Source organism: Streptomyces sp. NPDC058665 (genome assembly GCF_042714995.1).
Lineage (GTDB): Bacteria > Actinomycetota > Actinomycetes > Streptomycetales > Streptomycetaceae > Streptomyces.
Genome location: NZ_JBHXRX010000040.1, coordinates 1 through 21,522, shown reverse-complemented (window position 1 = coordinate 21,522; position 21,522 = coordinate 1). Strand labels below are relative to the sequence as shown.

The 21,522-nt window shown below is 72.2% G+C and carries 1 protein-coding gene and 2 pseudogenes; all 3 read right to left on the bottom strand.

What is annotated here, in order from left to right; all coding sequences use genetic code 11:
• Window positions 1-25 precede the first annotated feature (25 nt).
• Window positions 26-5,977: pseudogene (locus ACFWV8_RS24715) on the bottom strand (type I polyketide synthase); the annotation flags it as partial.
• Between the two features lie 31 nt (window positions 5,978-6,008).
• Complete coding sequence (locus tag ACFWV8_RS24710; RefSeq protein ID WP_384207133.1) at window positions 6,009-16,145, bottom strand: SDR family NAD(P)-dependent oxidoreductase; 10,137 nt, start codon at window positions 16,143-16,145, stop codon at window positions 6,009-6,011.
• 49 nt (window positions 16,146-16,194) lie between these two features.
• Window positions 16,195-21,117: pseudogene (locus ACFWV8_RS24705) on the bottom strand (SDR family NAD(P)-dependent oxidoreductase); the annotation flags it as partial.
• Between the last annotated feature and the right edge of the window lie 405 nt (window positions 21,118-21,522).

Genomic DNA, 21,522 nt, shown 5'->3' with positions numbered 1-21,522 from the left:
GGGGGATCCTGACGTCGGCCACGGCTCAGTCGAGCGTCTCCAGCCACTCCTCGATGGCTCGGGCGGTCGCCGGGGCGTGCTCCTGTCCGAGGGAGAAATGGTTGCCTTCGACGGTGCGCAGGGTGTGCTCGGCGTCCCACGGCTGGGCCCGCATCTCGGCCACGTCGATGCCCTCCGGGGGCTGCACGAACGGCTCGGACGCCTGGACGAAGAGGGTCGGCGTCGCCAGCCGTACGGGGTCGAAGCCCGCCAGCACCTGGAAGTAGTACGGCATCGCGGACAGCCGGGCCGTGTCGAAGCTGCCGACGGTCGTCTCCACCGTGAGCAGTTCGCCCATGAGATGGCCGAAGCCGACGTTCATCGCGGTGTCCTCGACACGGAAGGTGTCGATCAGGACGAGCCCGGCGGGCGGCCTGCCGACCGTCTCCTCCAGGTGCCGGGCGAGGACATGGCCGATGATGCCGCCGGACGAGTAGCCGAGCAGTACGTACGGATCGCCGTCCGCCGCCGCGAGCACGGCGTCGCCGAGGACCTGTGCCAGCACATCGACGGATTCGGGCAGCGGCTCGCCCCGCTGGAATCCGGGCAGCGCCAGCGCGGACACGGGCCGGATGTCCCGGAACTCGGAGCCGAGGCGGGCGTGCTGGTGCACACCGCCGCCGGCCATGGGTGTGGACAGACAGATCAGCCGGGGGCGGCGGGCGCCGTCGGCCAGCCGCACCGTCTTCGGCGGGCTGCCGAGTTCGGCGGGCGTGGTGAACCGGGGCCGCAGCGCGGCGACCGCCGATGCCAGTGCCAGCGCTCCCGTCGAGTCACCGGCGCGCACGGCCCCCCGGAACAGCTCCGTCACGGTCTCGTCCTGGCCGGGCGACGCCTCGTCGGACGGGTCGGGGCGGGTGAGACCGGACTCCATCTCGGCCATGAGGAGACGGGCGAGGTTGGCCGGGTTCTTGCTGTCGAACACGGCCATCGTGGGCAGCTTCACCCCGGTGGCGGCGCTCAGCGCGGTGCGCAGTTCCATCGCGGTGAGCGAGTCGAAGCCGGACTCCAGGAAGTCGCGCGCGGGGTCGACCGCCTCGGGGCCGGAGTGGCCGAGTACGGAGGCCGCGAGGCTCAGGACCAGGTCGCCCAGTGCCCGCTCGCGCTGTTCGGCGGGCATCGCCGCCAGTTCGCGGCGCAGCGCCGCCGGGTCGGCGGTCGCGGCGCGGCGCCGGGTGGACGGGACCAGGCCGCGCAGTACGGCGGGCGGTTCGCCGGCGGCGCCGCTGCGCAGCACCCGCAGGTCCAAGCTCATCGGTACGAGCGCGGGCTCGGGCCTGGTGGCGGCGGCGTCGAACAGCGCGAGTCCGTCGTGCGACGTCAGCGCGGGCATGCCCTGGCGGCGCAGCCGCTGGAGGTCGGCCTCGCCGAGCCCGCCCGCCATGCCGCCGGTGTCCGCCCACAGGCCCCAGGCGAGGGACTGCGCGGGCAGGCCCTCGTCGTGGCGGCGCTGGGCGAGGGCGTCGAGGAAGGTGTTGGCTGCGGCGTAGTTGCCCTGGCCGGGCGATCCGAAGACGCCCGCGGCTGACGAGAACAGGACGAAGGCGCCGAGTTCCTGGTCGCGGGTGAGGTCGTGCAGGTTCAGCGCGCCGTCCACCTTGGGGCGCAGCACCTGTTCGAGGCCGTGCGGCGTCAGGTTGGCGATCATGCTGTCGGCCAGTACGCCGGCGGTGTGCACGACCGCGCCCAGGGTGCGGCCGGCCAGCACCGTCTCCAGGGCGTCCCGGTCGGCCACGTCGCAGGCGGCGATCTCGACGGTCGCGCCGAGGCCGGCCAGTTCCTGCTGGAAGTCGGCGGCGCCCTCCGCCTGGATGCCGCGACGGCTGGTCAACAGCAGGTCACGGACGCCGTGTTCGGTCACCAGGTGGCGGGCGACGAGGGCGCCGAGTCCGCCCGTACCGCCGGTGATCAGTACCGTTCCGGGCCGGGCCCAGGGTGATGCCCCGTCAGCCGGCTCATCGGCCTCCGTTTCCGGCGCCGCCGGGACGCGCGCGAGCCGGGGAACCAGGATCTCCTCGTCCTGGATGCGCAGGTCCCCCTCGCCGGAAGCGACGGCGCGGGCGATCGTCTCCGGGTCGTCGCTGTCGGTGTCGAGCAGCGCGAAGCGCTCCGGGTCCTCCGAATGCGCGGCGCGGACCAGGCCCCAGGCGGAGGTGTGCGCGAGGTCGTCGCCCCCGTGTGTCACCACCATGAGCCTGCTGTCGGCGAACCGTTCGTCCGTGAGCCAGGTCTGGAGGGCCTCAAGTGTCTTGTTGGTGACCGTCCTGACGTTCTCGGCGATCGGGCCCGTGCCGACCGGAAGCGTCAGCGCGACCGTCGCGGGCACCTGGTCGGAGAGCTCCGCCAGGTCCGCGACCGTCGTCCAGTCGGCCTCGTCGGCGGATCCGGCCGATCCGGCCGATCCGGCCGGTGTCCAGGCGAGGTGGAAGAGCGAGTCGCCGGGCCCGGGGGCCACCGGTGCCAGCTGCTCGGCCGATACCTCCCGGGAGATCAGGGACCCCACGGTCGCGACGGGACGCCCTTGTGTGTCGGCGACATGGATGGTCGTCCCGCCGTCGTCGCCGGGGGTGAACCGGACGCGCGCGGCGGTGGCGCCGAAGGCGTGCAGCCGGACGCCCTTCCAGGCGAACGGCAGCGAGGTGGCGTCGTCCTCGCCCGCGCCGAGGATCACCGCGTGCAGGGCTGAGTCGAGCAGGGCCGGGTGCAGCACGAACCGTTCGGCGTCGGTCGCCTCGTCCGGGAGCGCCACCTCGGCGAAGATCTCGTCACCGACGCGCCAGGCGGCCTTGAGCGCCTGGAAGGCAGGGCCGTACGCGTAACCGAGCTCCCGGAACCGGTCGTACGCGCCTTCGGTGGTGATCCGCGCCGTCTCGTCCGGCGGCCAGCGCGTCAGATCGAACGGCGCCGGCGCGGCCGAGTCCTCGGCCGTCAGAGCGCCTTCGGCGTGCAGGACCCAGGGCGCGTCCCCGTCGGCGTCCTCGGCGAGCGAGTGGATGGTCAGGGGGCGGCGGCCCGAGTCGCCGTCCGGCTCACCGACCGTCAGCCGCAGCCGTACGCCCGCCGTTTCGGGCAGGGCGAGCGGCGCGTGGAGGGTCAGTTCGTCGAGGACGCCGTGGCCGACCTGGTCGCCCGCGCGCACGGCCAGTTCGACGAAGGCCGTACCGGGCAGCAGCGTCGCGCCCAGGACCTCGTGGTCGGCCAGCCAGGGGTGGGTGTTGACGGACAGCCGTCCGGTGAAGACAACGGTGTCGGAGCCGGGCACGGCGATCTCGGCGCTCAGCAGCGGGTGGTCGAGCGTGGTCAGGCCCATGGAGGCGGCGTTGCCGCCCCCGGTCACCGGCTCCGAGAGCCAGAATCGACCGCGCTGAAACGAGTAGGTGGGCAGATCGACACGGCGTGCCCCGCGGTCCGCGAAGAGGGCCGTCCAGTCGGGCGAGGCGCCCGTGGTGTGCAGGTGCGCGACCGCCGTCAGGAGCGTCGCGGCCTCGGGCCGTTCGCGGCGCAGGGCGGCGGCGGTGACGGCCTCCGGCGCCGTCTGGCGGGCCATGGAGGTGAGCGCTCCGTCGGGGCCGATCTCCAGGAAGCGGGTCACACCCTCGTCCTGGAGTCGGCGGACGTCGTCGGCGAACCGCACCGCGTCGCGTACGTGCCGTACCCAGTACTCGGCGGACGCCATGTCCTTCACCAGCCGGATGCGCGGCCGGTCGTAGGTGACGCTCTCGGCGACCTTGCGGAAGTCGTCGAGCATCGGTTCCATCAGCGGCGAGTGGAACGCGTGCGAGACGGTCAGCCGGCTCGTCCTGCGGTCGGTGAAGTGCTCCGTGACCGCCGTCACCGCGTCCTCGGCGCCCGAAATGACCACGGACGTAGGGCTGTTGACGGCGGCGATTCCCACCTCGTCGGTGAGCAGCGGGGCGACTTCCTCCTCCGTGGCCTCGATCGCCACCATCGCGCCGCCCGCCGGGAGCGCCTGCATCAGCCGTCCGCGCTCGGCGACCAGCCGTGCCGCGTCCTTCAGACCGAGTACGCCCGCGACATGGGCCGCCGCCAGCTCGCCGATGGAGTGTCCGGCCAGGTAGTCGGGCTTGACTCCCCAGGACTCGACCAGCCTGAAGAGGGCGACCTCAAGGGCGAAGATCGCGGGCTGTGCGGATTCCGTACGGTGCAGCGCCGCCTCGTCGCCCCACATCACGTCCTTGAGCGGCAGGCCCGTCGCCTCGCACACCTCGTCGAACGCCGCCGCGAAGGCCGGGAACGTGTCGTACAACTCCCGCCCCATGCCCAGGCGTTGGCTGCCCTGGCCGGTGAAGAGGAACGCGACCTTGCCCTCGCGCCGCTTGCCGGTGACGACGGACGGCGACGAGGTTCCCCCGGCGAGTGCGGTGAGTCCGCCGAGGAGGGCCCTGCGGTCCTCGGCGACGATCGCCGCGCGGTGTTCGAGGGCGGCGCGGCCGGTCGCGAGCGACAGGCCGACATCGGCGGGCGCCAGTTCCGGCCGCTCGCGCAGGTAGGAGTGGAGGCGTTCGGCCTGTGCGCCCAGCGCCTGTTCGGTCCTGGCCGAGAGGGTCCACAGGACCGGCCCCCCGGTGGCCTGGCCCGACGGCGCCTCCTCCTCGGCGGGCGGCGCCTCCTCGATGATCACATGGGCGTTGGTGCCGCTGATGCCGAAGGACGAGACGCCCGCGCGGCGCGGGTGTTCCTGGTCGGGCCACTCCCGTGGCTCGGTGAGCAGCCTGACGTCACCCGTCTCCCAGTCCACCTGGGGCGTCGGCTCGTCCACGTGCAGCGTCGGCGGCATGACGCCGTGCCGGATCGCCTCGACCACCTTGATGATGCCGGCCACGCCCGCGGCGGCCTGCGTGTGACCGATGTTCGACTTGATGGAGCCCAGCCAGAGCGGCCGGTCCCCGGGGCGGTCCTGCCCGTAGGTGGCGAGCAGTGCCTGCGCCTCGATCGGGTCGCCGAGTGTCGTGCCGGTGCCGTGGCCCTCGATCAGGTCGACGCCGTCGGCGGATATCCGGGCGTTGGCGAGCGCCTGCTTGATGACCCGCCGCTGGGACGGCCCGTTGGGGGCCGTCATGCCGTTGCTGGCGCCGTCCTGGTTGATCGCCGTGCCGCGTACGACTCCGAGTACGGGGTGGCCGTTGCGGCGGGCGTCCGCCAGCCGCTCCACGAGGATCATGCCGACGCCCTCGCCCCAGCCGGTGCCGTCGGCGGCGGCTGCGTACGACTTGCAGCGGCCGTCGGTCGCAAGACCGCGCTGGTGGCTGAACTCGATGAACGTCTCGGGCGTCGCCATCACCGTGACACCGCCGGCCAGCGCGAGCGTGCACTCCCCCGACCGAAGGGCCTGGACCGCCCAGTGCAGCGCGACCAGGGAGGACGAGCAGGCGGTGTCGATCGTCACCGCGGGGCCTTCGAGGCCCAGCGTGTACGCGACCCGGCCGGAGGCCATGGCGCCCGTGCTGTTGTTGTACGTGTAGTCGTGGTACATCATCCCGGCGAAGACACCGGTCGCGCTGCCCTTGAGCGTGGTGGGGTCGATCCCCGCGCGCTCCAGCACCTCCCAGGACGCCTCCAGCAGCAGCCGCTGCTGCGGGTCCATGACCATCGCCTCGTTCGGCGCGATTCCGAAGAAGGCGGGATCGAACTCGGCGGCGTCGTAGAGGAATCCGCCTTCACGCGAGTACGTCTTGCCGGGCTTTCCGGGCTCGGGGTCGTAGATGCCCGCCTCGTCCCAGCCTCGGTCGGCGGGGAACCGCGAGACGGCGTCCGTCCCGTCGGCGACCAGCCGCCACAGCTCCTCGGGCGAGTTCGCGCCGGGGTAGCGGCAGCTCATCGCCACGATCGCGATCGGTTCGCGGGAAGCGGCCTGGAGGGCGCGGTTGCGCGCACGCAGGCTCTCGGACTCCTTGAGCGACGCGCGCAGCGCCGCCACGAGCTTCTGGTCGGTGTCGGCCATCGTGTCCTCAGATTTCCCGCGTCGCTTCGTCCAGATCGGTGTCCTGCAGCGCCATGCTGATCAGGGCGTCGGCGTCCATCGCGTCGATCGACTCCTCCTCCGCGGCGGCCGGGGCCGTACCGGAAGTGGCGCCGGCGCCCGCGAGTTCGAGCAGGGCGTCCATGAGTCCCGCGTCGGCCAGCCTGCTGAGTGGTATCGACCCGAGCAGCCGGCGGACCGTCTCCTCGTCGGCGCCCGCGCCGTCGCCGTCGGGCGCCAGCTCCGCGACGATGTGCTCGGCGAGCACCTTCGCGGTGGGGTGGTCGAAGATCATCGTGGCGGGCAGGCGCAGCCCGCCGGCGGCGTTGAGGGTGTTACGGAACTCGACGGCTCCCAGGGAGTCGAATCCCAGGTCGCCGAAGGCCCGTTCGGGCTCGACTGCCTCCGGACCCGCGTGGCCGAGGATCGCCGCGGCGTGGGTACGGACGAGGTCGAGGACTTCGTCGTACCGCTCGTCGGCGGGCAGTGCGGCCAGGCGCTGCCGCAGCGCCGCGGCCCCGCCCGCGTGGTCCGCCGAGACGACCCGCCGGGAGGTGCCGCGTACCAGGCCGCGCAGGATCGGCGGCACGTCCGCCGCGTTCATGGTCCTGGTGTCCAGGCTCATGGGGACCAGTGTCGAAGCGGCCAACGAGCCCGCCACATCGAGGAGTTCGAGTCCCTGCTCGGGCGAGAGCCCCGCGAGACCCGAGCGGTCGATCCGCTGCCGGTCGGCCTCGGCGAGCTCACCGGCCATGCCGGAGTCGGTCGTCCACAGACCCCAGGCGAGGGACTGGGCGGCGAGACCGTGGGCGCGGCGGTGCGCGGCGAGGGCGTCCAGATAGGCGTTGGCCGCCGCGTAGTTGCCCTGTCCGGGTGTGCCGATCACACCGGCCGCCGAGGAGAACAGGACGAACGCGCCCAGGTCCATCTCGCGGGTCAACTCGTGGAGATTCAGGGCTGCCAGGGCCTTGGGGGCCACAACCTTGTCCAGGCGCCCGGGTGTCAGCGAGGCGATCACACCGTCGTCCAGGACACCCGCCGCGTGCACCACACCGGTGAGAGAACGTCCGGCCAGCAGCGCGGCCAGCGCGTCGCGGTCGGCGACGTCGCAGGCGGCGACCTCGACCTCGGCCCCCAGCCCGGTGAGTTCCTTCACCAGCTCGGCCGTCCCCGGGGCGTCCGGGCCCCGGCGGCTGGTCAGCAGCAGCCGGCGGACGCCGTGCGCGGTGACCAGGTGGCGGGCGACGAGTCCGCCGAGGGCGCCGGACGCGCCCGTGATCAGTACCTCGTCGCCGAAGACCGTCGACGGCTCGGACTCGGCGACCGACGCGGCCCGCAGTCTGGGTACGTAGATCTTCCCGTCCCGGACGGCCACTTGGGGCTCTCCGGCCGCCAGCGCCAGGGCGATGTCCGCCTTCTCGTCCTCACCGGCCACATCGACCAGGACGAACCGGTCCGGCTCCTCCGACTGGGCGCTGCGCACCAGGCCCCACGCGGCGGCGCCGGCCAGGTCGGTGATGTCCTCACCGGCCACGGACACCGCGCCACGCGTGACCACCGCGAGGGTGTCGGTCTCCGCCTGGACGGCCTTCAGGAGCGGGTGCAGCGTGGCGGGCACGTCGTCGCCCTCGGTCCGCCACACCTTCATGTCCCGGGCGGCGTCCTCGCGTACGGCGACCGGCGTCCACTCGACCTGGAAGAGCGAGTCGACGCGGGTGAGCGAGCCCTCGGCCATCGGGCGCAGGGTCAGGGCGTCGACGGAGACGACCGGCTGCCCGGCGCCGTCCACGGCGTGGATGGCCACCTGGTCCTGGCCGGACGGTGTCATCCGGACGCGCAGCGCGGTGGCGCCGGAGGCGTGCAGTTCCACGCCCGCCCAGGAGAACGGCAGGACGACGCGGTCGTTCTCCGCCAGCAGCGGGACCGTGTGCAGGGCCGAGTCGAGGAGCGCCGGGTGGATGCCGAAGCGGTCGGACGCCGCGGACAGCGCGATCTCGGCGTACACCTCCTGACCGTCGCGCCAGGCGGCCTTCAGGCCCTGGAACGCGGGCCCGTACTCGATTCCGGCCTCGGCCAGGCTCTCGTACAGCCCGGTCGGGTCGACAGGCTCGGCGCCGGGCGGCGGCCACTGGGTCATCGACGCGGCCGGGGCCGCCGCAGACGGAGCCAGGATTCCGGCGGCGTGCCGGGTCCAGGGCAGCTGGAGTTCGTCCGCGCCGCGGGCGTAGATCTCGACGGGCCTGCGGCCGGCTCCGTCGTCCTCACCGACGACGACCTGTACGGCCGTGGCGGTGGTTCCGGTGAGGACCAGGGGTGCCTCAAGGTTGAGTTCCTCGATGCGGCCGAGGCCGACCTCGTCGCCCGCGCGGACCGCCAGTTCGACGAAGCCCGTGCCGGGGAAGAGCAGGGTGCCCGCGACGGCGTGTTCAGCCAGCCAGGGCTGTGAACCGAGCGACAGACGCCCCGTCAGTACGGTGCGGTCCGCGCCCGCTATCGAGACCGTCCGGTCGAGCAGCGGGTGGTCGGACGCGTCCGCGCCCCGCCCGGACTCGATCCAGAACGACTGGCGCTGGAAGGGGTAGGTGGGCAGGTCGACGCGGCGCGCCCCGCGTCCGTCGAAGACGGCGTTCCAGTCGACCCGGACTCCGGCGGCGAACAGCCGGCCGACACCGGTGAAGAGGGTTTCCGTGCCGGGGTGGTCGCGGCGCTGGGTGGCCGCGGCCGTTCCGTCGGCGCTCTGCCGCACCATGGCGGTCAGCACGCTGTCAGGACCGATCTCCAGGAACCGGTTGACGCCCTGCTCCTGGAGGTGGCGGACGTCGTCGGCGAAGCGCACGGCTTCGCGCACATGCCGTACCCAGTAGTCGGCCGAGGCCACGTCCTTGGTCAGCTGGATCACCGGCTCGCGGTACGTGACGCTCTCCGCGACCTTCCGGAACTCCTGGAGCATCGGGTCCATCAGCGGCGAGTGGAAGGCGTGCGACACCTTCAGCCGGGTCGACTTGCGGTCGGCGAAGTGCTCCCCGATCGCGGTGACGGCCTCCTCGGTGCCCGAAACGACCACGGAGCCGGGGGTGTTGATCGCCGCGATGCTCACCTGTTCGCCGAGGAGCGGCGCGACCTCGTCCTCGGTGGCCCGGATCGCCAGCATCGCGCCGCCGGACGGGAGTTCCTGGATGAGCCGGCCCCGGGCCGTGATCAGCCGGGCGGCGTCCTGGAGATCGAAGACCCCGGCGACGTGCGCCGCCGCCAGTTCACCGATGGAGTGGCCGGTCATGAGGTCCGGCCTGATGCCCCAGGACTCCACGAGGCGGAAGAGGGCGACCTGGAGGGCGAAGATCGCGGGCTGGGTGAACTCGGTACGGCCCAGGGCCTCTTCGTCGCTCCAGATGACGTCGCGGACGGCGGGGTCGAGCAGGTCGCACACCTCGTCGAAGGCGGCGGCGAAGACCGGGAACGTCGCGTACAGCTCCTGGCCCATTCCGGCCCACTGGCTGCCCTGTCCGGTGAACAGGAACGCCAGCCTGCCCTCGGTGACCGAGTCGATCACGGTCTCGGAGCCGACGCGTACGGCGCGGTGTTCCAGCGCGGCGCGGCCGGTCGCGGCGGAGTACGCCACGTCCAGCTCGTCCGCGTCGATGGAGGTGATCCGGTCGAGCTGGGCCTGGAGGGCCGTACGGGTCCGGGCGGACACCACCAGGGGGACGACGGGCAACTCCCGCCGCTCCACCGGCTCTTCGTCGACCGGTGCGGCCTCTTCGATGATGACGTGGGCGTTGGTTCCGCTGATGCCGAAGGAGGAGATGCCCGCGCGGCGCGGGCGGCCGTCGTGCGGCCACTCCCTCGGCTCGGTGAGGAGTTGTACGTCTCCGGCCTCCCAGTCCACCTGGGGGGTCGGCTCGTCCACGTGCAGCGTCCGGGGAAGCGTGGCGTGGTGCATCGCCTGGACCATCTTGATGATGCCCGCGACACCCGCGGCGGCCTGCGCGTGGCCGATGTTGGACTTGATCGAGCCGAGCCACAGCGGCCGGTCGTCGGGGCGGCCCTGGCCGTAGGTGGCAAGCAGTGCCTGCGCCTCGATGGGGTCACCGAGGGTGGTGCCCGTGCCATGCGCCTCGACCGTGTCCACATCGGCGCCCGCGAGGCCCGCGTTGGCCAGCGCCTGCTTGATCACGCGTTGCTGGGAGGGCCCGTTGGGGGCGGTCAGACCGTTGCTGGCACCGTCCTGGTTGGTCGCCGAGCCGCGTACGAGGGCCAGCACCGGGTGGCCGTTGCGGCGGGCGTCCGACAGCCGCTCCACCAGGAGCATGCCGACGCCCTCGCTCCAGCTGGCGCCGTCGGCGGCGGCGGCGAAGGACTTGCAGCGGCCGTCGGTGGCCAGGCCCCGCTGCTCGCTGAACTCCACGAAGTTGTCCGGCGCGGCCATCACCGTCACCCCGCCGGCCAGGGCGAGCGTGCACTCGCCCGACCGCAGGGCCTGGGCCGCGAGATGCAGGGCGACCAGGGAGGACGAGCAGGCGGTGTCGACGGTCACCGCGGGGCCTTCGAGCCCCAGGGTGTAGGAGACGCGGCCGGATGCGATGGCGCCGGTGCTGCTGTTGTGGGTGTAGTCGTGGTACATCATTCCGGCGAACACGCCGGTCGGGCTGCCCTTGAGCGTCGTCGGGTCGATCCCCGCGCGCTCCAGCGCCTCCCAGGACGCCTCCAGCAGCAGCCGCTGCTGCGGGTCCATGACCAGGGCCTCGTTCGGGGCGATCCCGAAGAAGCCGGGGTCGAACTCGGCGGCGTCGTGCAGGAATCCGCCCTTGTCGACGTAGCTGGTCCGGGGGCGGGTGCCCGTGGGGTCGTAGATCCGCTCCAGGTTCCAGCCGCGGTCGGTGGGGAAGTCGGAGATGGCGTCCGTGCCGCTGTCGACCAGCTGCCACAGATCCTCCGGCGAGGTCACCCCTCCGGGGTAGCGGCAGGCCATGGCGACGATCGCGATCGGGTCGTCGCCGGCCGGGGTCGCGACGGAGGTGACACGGGCCTCGTGCACCGTTCCCGAGACCTCGTCGAGGAGGTGGCGCGCGAGCACGGTGGGGTTCGGGTAGTCGAAGACCAGCGTGACGGGCAGGCGCAGACCGGTGGACTGGCCGAGCCCGTTGCGCAGTTCCATCGCCGCCAGCGAGTCGACGCCCAGGTCGCGGAAGGCGCGCTCCGGGTCGACGGCGTGCGGTCCGGCGTAGCCGAGCGTGGTGGCGGCCTGCGCGCGGACCAGGTTCAGCAGCAGGTCCAGGCGCTGGTCCTCGGACAGCCCGGCGAGCCGTTCGAGGAGCCCGTCCGCGTCGGCGCGGGTGCGGGCGGTGCCACGGGTGACGACGGGGATCAGTCCGCGCAGCAGGTCCGGTACGGAGCCACTGGCGCGGACGGCGGGCAGGTCGAGCTTGACGGGGACGAGCGCGGCGGGTTCGTCCGCCCGCGCGGCGGCGTCGAAGAGCGCCAGGCCCTCGGCGTGGGACAGGGAGAGGATGCCACCGCGTTCGATACGGGACTTGTCGGTGTCCGTCAGGGTCCCGGCCATGCCGGTGCTGGTCTGCCACACGCCCCAGGCGAGCGACTGGGCGGGCAGGCCGCTCGCCCGGCGGTGCTCGGCGAGAGCGTCCAAGTAGGCGTTGGCGGCTGCGTAGTTGCCCTGCCCCGGCGAGCCGATCACACCGGCGGCCGAGGAGAACAGCACGAAGGCGCTCAGGTCCATGTCGCGCGTCAGCTCGTGCAGATACAGGGCCGCGTCCGCCTTCGGGCGCATCACCCGGTCCACCCGCTCGGGCGTCAGCGACGCGATCACACCGTCGTCCAGGACACCCGCCGCGTGTACGACGCCGGTGAGCGAACGCCCGGCCAGCAGCGCGGCCAGCGCCTCGCGGTCGCCGACGTCGCACGCGGCGACCGCGACCTCGGCGCCCAGCCCGGTCAGTTCCTCCACCAGCTCGGCCGCGCCGGGCGTTTCCAGGCCCCGGCGACCGGTCAGCAGCAGCCGCGACACGCCGTACTCGGTGACGAGATGCCGGGCCATCAGGGCGCCCAGGACTCCCACTCCACCGGTGATCAGCACCTCGTCGCCGAACGTCGGCGCCGGTGCGTCCCCGGTCTCGGGCGCCGCGGTCACACGGGCCAGCCGGGGCGCGTGGGCGACACCGTCGCGTACGACCACACGCGGCTCACCGGTCGAAAGCGCCAGCGCCAGCGCGGCGTTGTCCGCGTCCGCCGCCCCGTCCGCGTCGCCGTCCAGGTCGATCAGGAAGAACCGGTCGGGGTCCTCGGTCTGGGCGGTACGGACCAGACCCCAGACGGCCGCGGCGGCCAGGTCGGCGACGTCGCCGCCGTTGAACGAGACCGCGCCGCGCGTGACGACCACCAGCCGGGACTCGGCGGACTGGAGCGCCTCCAGGGCCAGATTGACCGCCGCGCGCACGTCCGATCCGCCCGGGAGACGGAACACCTCGGCGTCGGACGGCGGTTCGGCCTGGGTGCTCCCGGCGGGGACCGGGGCCAGGGTGACGTGGTAGAGCGATTCCGTACGGGGCTTGGTCTTGACGTCCGTGAGGGGCCGCAGCACCAGGGAGTCGACCGTCGCGACGGGCTGCCCGGTCGCGTCGGCGATCGTCAGGGCCGCCACACCGTCCTGCGCGGCGGTGATGCGTACGCGCAGCGCGCTCGCGCCGGCGGCGTGCAGTTCCACTCCGGACCAGGCGAACGGCAGCATGGCCGAGTCGCCGGTTCCCGCCGGGGAGAGTCCGATGGCGTGCAGACCCGCGTCGAAGAGGGCCGGGTGCAGGCCGAAGGCGTCCGCCTTGGCGTCGTCGGGCAGGGCGATGTCGGCGAACACCTCGTCGCCGGCCCGCCAGGCGGCGCGCAGCCCGCGGAAGGTCGGCCCGTACGCCAGGCCCATGCCGACCAACTCCTCGTAGAGGGTGTCGACATCGAGGTCCAGCGGCTCGGCCCCGGGCGGGGGCCACTCGGTCAGTTCGCTGCCGCCGGCCGAGGTGCTCGCGGTGAGCACACCGGTGGCGTGCCGGTTCCACGGCAGGTCGGTCGCCTCCTGGTCACGGGAGTACACCTGGACCTCGCGGCGGCCCGCGTCGTCCGCGGCTCCGACCACGACCTGTACCGCGACCCCGCCGCGCTCGGCGAGGACCAGCGGGGCCTCGATGGTCAGCTCCTCGATACGGCCGCAGCCCACCTCGTCGCCGGCCCGTACCACCAGTTCCACGAATCCGGTGCCGGGGAAGAGGATCGATCCTTCGACGACATGGTCGGTGAGCCAGGGCAGTGATCCGGTCGACAGCCGCCCGGTGAGCACCACCTCGTCCGAGCCGGCGAGCATGACCATGGCGCCCAGCAGCGGATGGCCGAGGGAGCCCAGGCCCATCGAGGCGGCGTCGGCGTTCGCGATCTCGTCGGTCAGCCAGAAACGGCGGTGCTGGAAGGCGTACGTCGGAACCTCGGCCTGCCCGGCGCCCGTTCCCTCGTACACCTTCTCCCAGTCGACGCTCACGCCGTGGGTGTGCGCCTGCGCGAGAACGGTCAGCAGCCGGTCGAGGCCACCGTCGTTGCGGCGCAGTGTGCCGATCGTGGTCTGTTCCATGCTCGGGGCCAGCACCGGATGCGGGCTGGCCTCGATGAACACCCCCACGCCCTGCTCGGTGAGCTTGCGGATCACCAGGTCGAACTCGACGGTCTGGCGCAGATTCCGGTACCAGTACCCGGCGTCCATGCCGGTGGTGTCCAGCAGCCCGCCGGTCACCGTGGAGTAGAAGGGGATCTGGGCGGCGCGGGGCTTGACGGGTGCGAGTACGTCGAGCAGTTCCTGCTCGATGCGCTCCACCTGGGCCGAGTGCGAGGCGTAGTCCACCTGGATCCGGCGGGCCCGCACTCCGTCCGCCTCGCAGGAGGCGATCAGTTCGTCCAGCGCCTCGACCTCGCCCGAGACCACGGTCGAGGTACCGCCGTTGACCACGGCGATACCGGTACGGGTGCCCCAGCGCGAGATCAGCCGCTCGGTCTCCTCCCTGGGGAGGGCGACGGACACCATTCCGCCCTGGCCGGACAGCGCGAGGAGCGCCTTGCTGCGGAGCGCCACGACCCGGGCGCCGTCCTCCAGCGTGAGCGCTCCTGCCACACTCGCCGCGGCGATCTCGCCCTGCGAGTGACCGACCACCCCGACGGGCTCGACGCCGTAGTGCCGCCACAGACCCGCGAGCGACACCATGACCGCCCACAGGACCGGCTGCACCACATCCACGCGTTCCAGCAGGGCCTCGTCGCCGAGCGCCTCGCCCAACGACCAGTCCACGAACGGCGAGAGAGCCTTCTCGCACGCGGCCATCCGCTCCGCGAACACGGGCGACGACGCCATCAGTTCGACGGCCATCCCCACCCACTGGGACCCCTGCCCGGGGAACACCATGACCGCGCCGGAACCGGGCCGGGCCGTCGCCACCGGTGCCTCACCCTGGACCAGGGCTTCGAGCCCCTGGGCGAACCCCTCCTGGTCGGGTGCCAGTACGGCGGCCCGGTACTCGTACGCCGCGCGCTGGGTGGCCAGCGACCACCCCACGTCCAGCGGCCGGGCGTCCGCCACCTCGTCGCGCAGCCGCTCGGCGTAGGCGCGTACGGTGGCCTCGGTCTTCCCCGAGATCAGCCAGGGGACGACCGGCAGGTCAAGACTCTTCTTCTGCTCCGGAGCAGACTCGGCCGGTGCGTCCTCGCCGGAGACATCCGGTACGTCCCCGGCGCGCGGGGCCTCCTCCAGGACAACATGCGCGTTGGTACCACTGGCCCCGAACGACGACACGGCGGCGCGGCGCGGGCCATCGCCCTCCGGCCAGTCGCGGGTCTCTGTGAGCAGCCGGACGTTCCCGGCCGCCCAGTCCACCTGTCCGGTCGGCTCGTCCACGTGCAGCGTCTTCGGCAGCGTGCCGTGACGGAGCGCCTGGACCATCTTGATGACACCGGCGACACCCGCCGCGGCCTGCGTGTGACCGATGTTGGACTTCACCGAACCCAGCCAGAGCGGCCGGTCCTCGGTGTGGTCCTGCCCGTAGGTGGCCAGCAGCGCCTGCGCCTCGATCGGGTCACCCAGGGTGGTGGCCGTGCCGTGCGCCTCCACGACGTCGACATCGGCCGTCGTCAGGTCGGCGTTGGCCAGGGCCGCCTGGATCACCCGGCGCTGGGAAGGGCCGTTGGGCGCGGTGATGCCGTTGCTTGCGCCGTCCTGGTTGACGGCGCTGCCGCGTATCACCGCGAGAATCGGGTGGCCGCTGCGGCGGGCGTCCGACAGCCGCTCCACCAGGAGCATGCCGACGCCCTCGCCCCAGCCGGTCCCGTCGGCCGACGCGGCGAACGCACGGCAGCGGCCGTCCGTCGACAGACCCCGCTGCCGGCTGAACTCCACATAGGTGACCGGTGTCGACATGACCGTCACACCGCCGGCCAGCGCGAGGGTGCACTCCCCGCTACGCAGCGCCTTGATGGCCATGTCCAGCGCGACGAGCGAGGACGAGCAGGCGGTGTCGACCGTGACCGCCGGGCCCTCAAGACCCATGGTGTAGGCGACGCGGCCGGAGACCAGCGCACCGGTCACGCTGCTGCTCGGGTAGTCGTGGTAGACGAGCCCGGCGAACACCCCGGTGGCGCTGCCCTTCAGCGATGGCGGGTCGATACCGGCCCGCTCCACCGCCTCCCAGGACGTCTCCAGCAGCAGCCGCTGCTGCGGGTCCATCGCCATCGCCTCAAGAGGGCTGATGCCGAAGAACTCGGGGTCGAAGTCGCCGGCGCCCTCAAGGAAGCTGCCCTTGTTGACGTAGGTGGTGTCCTCGCGCGTCCCGTCCGGGTCGTACAGCCCGTCCAGGTCCCAGCCGCGGTCGGTGGGGAACTCCCCCACCGTGTCCACGCCTTCGGCGACCACGTTCCACAGGCCTTCCGGCGAGACCGCGCCACCGGGGAAACGGCATGCCATTCCCACGATCGCGATCGGCTCCCGTTCCCGGTCCTCCACCTCACGCAGACGGCGCCGAGTCTGCTGCAACTCGCCGGTGGCAAGCCGCAGATACTCGCGGAGCCGGTCGTCGTTGGAGTCCTTCGACATCGTCATCAACCAATCCGTGAAAGTTCACACAGCAGAGAGGCGGGAGCCGTCAGGACAGTCCCAGTTCCTTGTTCAGCACCGCGAACAACTCGTCATCGGATTCGGCCACCAGGCCGCCGACGGGCTCGTCCGCCACCCCGCTCCGAGCGTCGCGCGCCCGCCGTGACATGGCTTCGAGCCGGGCCGTCACCTTGGCGTGGGCCTCGCCGTCGTCCGACGCCAGCTCGGCCAGAACGCCTTCGAGGCGGTTCAGTTCAGCCAGCAGCGTCGTCGCCCTGTCGGCCTCCGCCGGCCGCAGCCCTTCGTGCACGAGCTCGGCGATCGCCAGCGGGGTCGGGTGGTCGAAGGCCAGGGTCGGGGGCAGGGACAGCCCCGTCTCGGTGTTGAGCGCGTTGCGCAGTTCGACCGCGCCCAGCGAGGTGAGGCCGAGTTCGTTGAACGCGCGGTCCGGCGGCACCTCGTCGCCGCCGCCGTGTCCGAGCACCTGGGCGACATGGCCCCGGACCAGGTCCAGGAGGAACTTCTCCCGTTCCGGTACGGACATCCCGGACAGCCGCTCCCACGACGCCCGGCCGACCGGCGCGCGACGGTTCTGGACCCGTACGAGTCCGCCGAAGATCGCGGGCAGCGCCCCCGTCTCGGCGTGGGACCGCATCAGCGCCAGGTCGAACCTGACCGGCAGGGACATCGCCGGCCGTCCCGGCAGGGTCGCCGCGTCCAGCAGCGCCAGCCCCTCCTCGGGGGTCAGCGGCGGCATTCCCGTACGCCGCAGACGCGCCAGCTCGGCGTCGTCCAGACGGTCGGCCATGCCCCCGACCTCGATCCAGGGTCCCCAGCCGAGGGTCACCGCGGGCAGCCCCTTGGTGGCCCGGTGCCGGGCGAGGGCGTCCAACCAGGCGTTCGCGGCGGCGTAGTTGGCCTGTCCGGCGCCGCCGAGCGTGCCGGCGACGGACGAGAAGATCACGAACGAGGAGAGGTCGTGGTCCTGGGTGAGTTCGTGCAGATACCAGGCGGCGTCGACCTTCGGCCGCATGACCGTGTCCAGCCGTTCGGGCGTCAGCGCCCCGATGAGGCCGTCGTCCAGCACACCGGCGGAGTGGACCACACCCGTCAGGGGTCGTTCGGCCAGCAGGGCGGCCAGGGCGTCCCGGTCGGTCACGTCACAGGTGACGACCTCAACCTCGGCGCCCGATCCGGTCAGTTCGGCGACCAGTTCGGCCGCGCCCGGCGTGTCCATGCCCCGCCGGCTGGTGAGCAGCAGGCTCTTGGCGCCGTGCCGCGCGGCCAAGTGCCGGGCGGCCAGGGCGCCGAGGCCGCCCAGACCACCGGTGATCAGGATCGTGCCGTGCGAGCCCCACGAGGGGACGCGCTCCTCGACCGCGGGGACGCGGGCGAGCCTCGGCACCAGGATCTCACCGTCGCGCACGGCGATCTCGGGTTCGGCGAGGCGCAGCACCTCGTCGGGCAGTTCGGTGCCGGTGGCGGCGTCCGCGTCCAGATCCACGAGGACGAAGCGGCCCGGGTGCTCGGACTCCGCAGCGCGTACCAGGCCCCACACCGAGGCGTGCCCGAGGTCGCTGCCGTCGGTGGCGCCCCGCGTGACGACCACGAGCCTGGAGTCCGCGGCCTGTTCGTCGTCGAGCCACCGCTGGAGGACGGGGAGCACCTGATGGGTGATCGCCCGGAAGCCTTCCGGCACGGACTCCTCCACCGGCGGGCACTCGTAGACCACATGAGAGCCGGCCTCGGACGCGGCGGGTGCCGGGGCGGTGACCCACTCGACGTGGAAGAGCGATTCACGGCCGCCGGTGTGTGCCCGTACCTCGTCCGTGGAGATCGCGCGTGTCTCGACCGACTCCACCGACAGGACGGGAAGACCCTGCGCGTCGACGCGTACGGAGGCTCCGCGCCACACATGGGCGAGTGTCGGCTCGCCGGCCGGGTGGCCGTCGGAGTGGAGTCCGGCGGCGCGCGAGGCGGCTTCGAGCACCGCGGCGTACGTCTCGTCGTCACGCGTCCAGGAGGACTCGTCGGCCCCGTCGCCCGAGGTCAGTACGGCGGTGGCGTGCTTCACCCAGGCGGCCTGGTCGTCACGGCGCGAGTACACGCCGAGGGACCCGGCCTCGTCGACCATGACGCGCAGCGTCCTGTCGTCCTCGGTGCCGGCCATAACGAGCGGTGCGTCCAGGGTGAGTTCTTCGACACGGCCGCGGTCCGTCTGCTCGGCGACCGCCAGGGCCAGTTCCAGGAACACCTCGCCGGGCACCACGACGGCGCCGAAGGCGTCGTGGTCGGTGAGCCAGGAGTGGGTGTCGAGGGACAGACGCCCCGTGAACACCACACCGCCCGTGTCCGGGAGGACAATCCCGGAGGTGAGCAGGGGGTGGTCGACCGCGTCCGCACCGGCGGCCGTGTTCGACTGTTCGACGAGCCAGAAGCGCTTGCGCTGGAAGGGATACGTCGGCAGATCCACCCGGCGGGCACCACGACCGTCGAAGACCGTGTCCCAGTCGACGGGAACTCCGGCCGCGAACAGCCGGCCCACACCCGCGAACAGGCTCTCGACCTCGGGACGGTCACGACGCAACGTCGCCGCGAGAGTGCCCTCGGCGCTCTGGCCTGCCATCGCGGTGAGCACGCCGTCGGGGCCGATCTCCAGGAACCGCGTCACACCCTGGTCCTGCAACTCACGCACATCGTCGGCAAACCGCACCGCCCCACGCACATGCGCGACCCAGTAGTCGGCGTTGGCCACATCCCGCACCAGCCGGATCACCGGCTCGGAGTACGTGACACTCTCCGCGACCTTACGGAAATCGTCCAGCATCGGATCCATCAAAGGCGAATGGAACGCATGCGACACCGTCAACCGGCTCCGCTTACGGTCCGTGAACTGCTCGGCGACCGCGGTGACTTCGTCTTCCACACCGGAGACGACAACGGAGTTGGGCCCGTTGACCGCCGCGATCCCCACCCCGTCGGTGAGATGGGGGATCACTTCTTCCTCGGTGGCCTGGATGGCGACCATCGCCCCACCGGACGGAAGCGCCTGCATCAACTGTCCACGTGCGGAGATCAGCCGGCCCGCGTCCTCAAGCGAGAACACCCCCGCCACATGCGCGGCGGCAAGCTCACCGATCGAATGCCCCACCAGGAAGTCGGGCTTGACACCCCACGACTCCACCAGCCGGAACAACGCCACTTCAAGCGCGAAGATCGCCGGCTGAGTGAACTCCGTACGCCCCAGCGCCTCCTCATCCACCCACATGACCTCACGCACCGCGGGATCAAGAACAGCGCACGCCTCATCGAAGGCCGCCGCGAACACCGGGAACGTCTCATACAACTCACGCCCCATACCCAGACGCTGACTCCCCTGCCCCGTGAACAGGAACGCCACCCTGCCCTCGGTGACCGAGCCGATCACGGTCTCGGAGCCCACCAGCACCGCACGGTGCTCATGGAGCACACGCCCCGTCATGGCCGAGTACGCCATGTCGAGGGGGTTCGCATCCGTCATCCGCCCCTTGAACCGCTCGATCTGCGTCTCCAGCGCGGTCGGCGTCTTCGCCGACACGACCACGGGCGCCGCGGGCAACTCCCGCCGCTCGACCGGCTCTTCCTCGACCGGGACGGCTTCCTCGACGATCACGTGCGCGTTCGTTCCGCTGATCCCGAACGACGACACACCCGCGCGGCGCGGACGGCCCTCGCTCGGCCAGTCCCGCGCCTCCGTCAGCAGCTGGACGTCGCCGGTCTCCCAGTCGACCTGCCGCGTCGGTTCGTCCGCGTGCAGGGTCCGGGGCAGCTTGCCGTGGTGCATCGCCTGGACCATCTTGATGATGCCCGCCACACCGGCCGCTGCCTGCGTGTGACCCATGTTCGACTTGATGGACCCCAGCCAGAGCGGCCGGCCCTCCGGGCGCCCCTGCCCGTACGTCTCCAGCAGCGCCTGCGCCTCGATCGGGTCACCCAAGGTGGTCCCCGTGCCGTGCGCCTCGACCGCGTCCACATCCGCCGCCGACAGACCCGCGTTCGCCAACGCCTGCTTGATGACCCGCCGTTGCGCGGGGCCGTTGGGGGCCGTCAGACCGTTGCTGGCACCGTCCTGGTTCAGCGCACTGCCCCGCACCACCGCGAGCACCGGATGCCCGAGACGACGCGCGTCCGACAGCCGCTCCAGTACGAGAACCCCGACGCCTTCCGCGCAGCCCATGCCATTCGCCGCGGCGCTGAACGACTTGCAGCGGCCGTCCGTGGCCAGACCGCGCTGCTCGCTGAAGTAGATGAACATCTCGGGGGTGGACATCACGGTCACACCGCCGGCGAGGGCGAGCGAGGTCTCACCGGAGCGCAGCGACTGGATCGCCAGGTGCAGGGCGACGAGCGACGACGAGCACGCCGTGTCCATGGTCACCGCGGGGCCGACGAGGCCCAGCGTGTAGGACACGCGGCCGGAGACGATGCTGCCTCCGTTGCTGCCGCCGGAGTAGTCGTGGTACATCACCCCGGCGTAGACACCGGTCGCGCTGCCCTTGAGCGAGTCGGGGGCGATCCCGGCGCGCTCCAGCGCCTCCCACGACGTCTCAAGGAGCAGCCGCTGCTGCGGGTCGGTGACGGCCGCCTCACGGGGGCTGATGCCGAAGAACTCGGCGTCGAAGTCCGGGGCGTCGTAAAGGAATCCGCCCATACGGGAGGCGGTCTTCCCGGGTTTGCCGAGTTCGGGGTCGTAGATGTTCTCCACGCCCCAGCCCCGGTCCTCCGGGAATTCGGAGACCGCGTCGACACCGTCGTCGACGAGCCGCCACAGATCCTCGGGCGAGTTCACTCCACCCGGGTAGCGACAGGCCATCGAGACAATGGCGATCGGTTCCTGGTCACGCTGCTCAAGCTCTGCGACGCGTCTGCGGGCTGTGCGCAGGTCCGTGGTCGCGCGCTTGAGGTAGTCAAGAAGCTTCTCCTGGTTGCTCACCAAAGCCACCCCGGGTCGAAAGGGCGTCGACACTCACGACGCGCGCTTGCCGGGAACGTTACGCAGGGTGAAAAGACCCCCCAACCCCTGATCGCCCCTAACGTGCCCCACCCCTTGGGCCGGCCCGGCCATCGGCTTCCCACTCCGCCGTCCGGGCAGGCGAAAGACCCGCGAACAGCCGCGCGCCGACTGCGCCGGGCCCTTCGGCCCGGCGTCGGCGCGCTGATCGCGGGAGGAGTTGATCTGTCACGCGCGGTACGGGGTCGGCTGCGCGCGGCAGTTGGCGCCGGGGCCGACGCGCGAGGCCCCGGCACCCGGTCGGGCGGACAGGACCCAGGCCCTGTCCGGCGGATCTTCGCGGGCCCGGAACGCCCGGCACGGCACCTCGCCGCGTTGTCGGAGTCG

What these genes read in the sequence shown, in the direction of transcription:
- ACFWV8_RS24710 (WP_384207133.1), bottom strand. Translation starts at nt 16,145, where the DNA reads ATGTCGAAGGACTCCAACGACGACCGGCTCCGCGAGTATCTGCGGCTT.